The sequence below is a fragment of the Streptomyces phytophilus genome, from assembly GCF_013870535.1.
Classification (GTDB): Bacteria; Actinomycetota; Actinomycetes; order Streptomycetales; family Streptomycetaceae; genus Streptomyces; species Streptomyces phytophilus.
The window spans coordinates 1-3,389 of the sequence record NZ_JACBXC010000651.1; the positions used below are offsets into that span (position 1 = coordinate 1).

At 72.4% G+C, this 3,389-nt stretch carries 3 protein-coding genes and 1 pseudogene; 1 reads left to right on the forward strand and 3 read right to left on the reverse strand.

Annotated elements, in window-relative coordinates; all coding sequences use genetic code 11:
• The 3 genes and pseudogenes from H5J30_RS36920 to H5J30_RS22950 form a co-directional block, all read right to left on the reverse strand.
• Nucleotides 1-111, reverse strand: a pseudogene (locus tag H5J30_RS36920) (GNAT family N-acetyltransferase); the annotation flags it as partial.
• Nucleotides 112-255: 144 nt separating this feature from the next.
• Entirely contained in the window at nucleotides 256-1,806 is a 1,551-nt protein-coding gene (locus tag H5J30_RS22945) for a DUF6851 domain-containing protein (protein WP_258563487.1), read from the reverse strand.
• A gap of 146 nt (nucleotides 1,807-1,952) precedes the next feature.
• A complete protein-coding gene (locus tag H5J30_RS22950; protein WP_309505608.1) occupies nucleotides 1,953-2,663 on the reverse strand; it encodes a helix-turn-helix domain-containing protein in 711 nt (236 codons plus the stop codon).
• A gap of 158 nt (nucleotides 2,664-2,821) precedes the next feature.
• Between H5J30_RS22950 and H5J30_RS22955 the strand changes: the two genes are divergently transcribed.
• Nucleotides 2,822-3,367, forward strand: coding sequence for a lytic polysaccharide monooxygenase auxiliary activity family 9 protein (locus tag H5J30_RS22955; RefSeq protein WP_027742094.1), 546 nt, complete (start codon nucleotides 2,822-2,824; stop codon nucleotides 3,365-3,367).
• Nucleotides 3,368-3,389 lie beyond the last annotated feature (22 nt).

Below are 3,389 nucleotides of genomic sequence, written 5' to 3' on the forward strand. Positions count from 1 at the left end.
GTAGAGCGCGGGGTCGGCCAGCACGCCGGCCATGGCGTCGGCGTGCTCGACGCGCAGGGGGAGCAGGTCGAGCCGCGCGGTGCGGATCGTCTCGCCGACGGCGTCGGCCACTTCGGTGTCCGTCGAAACCCCCGGGGTCGCGGATGCGGGCGGAGGCCGGACTTCCGGCCCGGTCCCGCAGGCGGCAGGTCCTCGGCCCGCGGCGGGAGCCCGGGCCGTCCCCGGGTGACGCTACTGCAAGGGCGCCGCGGACGGTCAGTCCCGGACGTTCCCCTTGATGTGCCGCTGGACGAACTCGTGGGCCATGTCGCCGAACTGCGTGCCGAACCTGATGGACCTCTCGGTCGTCGTCTTGAAGTGCACGCCTCCCCACACCCGGCTCATGGCGCAGTCCTCGACGAAGTCCGTCCAGGTGCGGTAGCGCAGCTCGATGTCCTTGGCGGGGACGAGGCCCGGCTCCGTCAGCCCCGAGCCGGCGGGCACGGGCCAGGTCCAGTCCAGGACGTCGGAGCGGAGGTAGCGCCGCGCCGCCTGCGCTTCGGCGGCGCACAGCGTGGTGGAGCCGGAGGGGTAGTCGGGGTGGTCGCCCACCGGCAGGTAGCTGGCCCACTCGTCCGCACGTACGCGGACCGTTCCCTTGCCGGGGCCGCCCCAGGCGGACACCTTGCGGTTGCCGTAGACGTGCCGGACGGCGCTGAACGGCCGGACGGCGTCGTACCTCGCCTTCTGGTGCCAGGCGGCGATGAGGTCGTCGAACTGCGCGACGGAGGCGGTGAAGAAGAGCTGGGCCCAGCCGTCCAGGTCCAGATCGTGGGCCACCGCCGCGGCGTACGTCGACTGGCCGATCCCAAGGAACTTGTTGTCGAAGAACTCCGCCTTCGCCTTCTGCTCGTCGGTGAGCCCGGCCGACGCCTCCAGGATCTCGTCCACCGACCGCTTGTAGCGGCGGCGGTCGGTGTGGTCGGTGTGGTCGGGCGGGACGAGCCGGAAGCGGGCCGGGTCCCGGAAGGTGTGGGCCTTGACCAGCCGCAGCTGCGGGGTGACGAACCGCTGGGTGACCCAGATGGCCTTGTCGCCGGGGCCGCCGCCGACGCGCCTGCGGTGGGGGTGGACCGCGGGCTGCCAGCGCGAGGGGTTGGTCAGCTCGTCGGGGCGGTTCACGGACCGGTAGCCGGTGTAGTCGGCGTAGGGCTGGCCGTTGAAGGTGCGGCCCACGTCGCCGAGGTGGTTCATGCCGTCGTGCAGGCGGGCCTCGACGATCGCCTTGCCGGCCGTGTTGCCGATGCCGACCGGGGTGGTCACGTCCGTCGACTCGTCGTCGGGGTCCAGGCCGAGGCTGGTCATCAGCTCGCGCATGCCCTGCAGTTGCGCGGGGTCCAGGCCCTTGCGGACCTGGTACCAGGCGTGCAGGCCGGCGATGTTCTTGTTCCTGTTGGTGGCGGCCTCGCGGGCGGGACGGCGGGGGATGCGGGAGTGCACGCCGACCGCGGTCCTGTGGTAGGGCGCCAGCGCGTCGAACCACGACGTCTGCAGCGCGTGGGTGGTCCAGATCAGGATCGACGCGTCCATCGGCCCGAAGACCCCCGCGTCCGGTGTACCGGCTGCCCTGGGAACGAGGTCCCGGATGAAGTTGCCCGTGTCGAAGTCGAATTCCTCGGCCGGTTCCGCCGGGCTGCCGGGCCGGCCGGCGGCGGCCGCACCGCTGTGCCCCCAGGCGGCCAGTGCCGCGGCCGACACGCCGCCGAGCACCACCGACCTGCGCCGCGGTCCCGGGCCGGAGACGGGGGAAGGTCCGGACATCGTCATGGGCTGTGTCCCCTATCTCTGTGCACGCTGGTGTCCTGCGTATCCCGGGCGGAACCCCTGCCGGTGGATCGCGCCAGACGCTAACCGGCGCCCCTCGTGATCCGGTAGTGGATCGCTAGTGCGGGAGAACAGCGGGGGTCGGTACGTCAGTTGCGCAGGAGTTCCCAGAAGCGGGGGAGCACCTGCTGGAGGTACGTCGTCACCCCCGCGGCCGGCTCCGGGGCCGGGTCCTCGCCCCAGTTGCGGGCCGCCGCGACGCGGGTCTGGTACTCCTCGTGCAGCGTGCTCAGGGCGCGTTCCAGAGGGCGGCGCGGGAGGCGGGTGAGGCGGGCCACGGGGCGGACGTGGGGCTGCCAGCGGGTGGTGGCGGCGTCGCGGAGGTGGCGGGCGAGGGGCTCGCTGCGGCCGGTGAGGTCCAGGAGGTCGGGTAAGGGGAGCCGCAGGAGGTAGGCGAGCCGGGTGGCCTGGGACTCGGTGCCGGGCCAGCGGCCGGTCCGCTCGGCGCTGAGGTACGTCGCGGGGTCCATGCCGATGTGCCGGGCCACGTCGTCCAGGGGCATACCGTGCGCGCGGCGGTGGGCGTGGAGGGACGTGGAGGAGCCCATCAGGTCGGCCGGCGTGCACCACAGGGCGCCTGCCAGGGCGTCGAGTTGGTCCCGGGTGGGGCGGGCGTGGCCCTTCTCCCAGTCCGCCACCGCGGCGGCGGGTACGGCCAGGCCGTACGCGGCGTGCATGCCGTAGGCGACGTGGTCGTGGCCGAGGCCCAGGGCGCGGCGTAATCGACGGGCCGCCGCGGGGTCGAAAGGTGGTGGCTGCTCCGGCGGGCCGGCGCCGGAGCCGGGCGCCTTTGTCGTCACACGGTCACCGTAGGTAGTGGTGCACCCCGTAATCAACCGTGCGTTCCGCCGAACCGGCGGGAAGGCGGCCGGCAAGATGCGTGGCTGCTGCAGGGGTTGACGGTGAACGGCCAATGACTAAAGTCTAGACCAATTACCCCCCACGCAAGGAGTGTTGTATGCACCGCAGTACGAAGCGTGCCGGCAGGGGCAGCAGGGCCCTCAAGGCGGCGGTCGTCGGCGCGGGCACCGCCCCGCTGCTCCTCCTCGCCCTCCCGGCCCAGCAGGCGAGCGCGCACGGCTGGATCACCAACCCGCCGAGCCGCCAGGACCAGTGCGCGACGGGCGCCGTCGAGTGCGGCGCCATCAAGTACGAGCCGCAGAGCGTCGAAGGGCCGAAGGGCCTGACGAGCTGCAGCGGCGGCAACCAGGGCTTCGCCGAGCTGGACGACGACAGCAAGGGCTGGAAGGTCACGAACGTCGGCAGCACCACGACGTTCAACTGGAAGATCACCGCCCGGCACAGCACCAGCACCTGGCAGTACTACGTCGGCGGCCAGAAGGTGGCGGAGTTCGACGACGGCGGCGCCCAGCCGCCGGCCGAGTTCAGCCACTCCGTCAACTTCGGCGGGATCACCGGCAAGCAGAAGGTGCTCGCCGTCTGGAACGTCGCCGACACGTCGAACGCCTTCTACGCCTGCGTCGACGTCAACATCGGCGGCTGACGACCGCCCAGCGGCTCCCGGA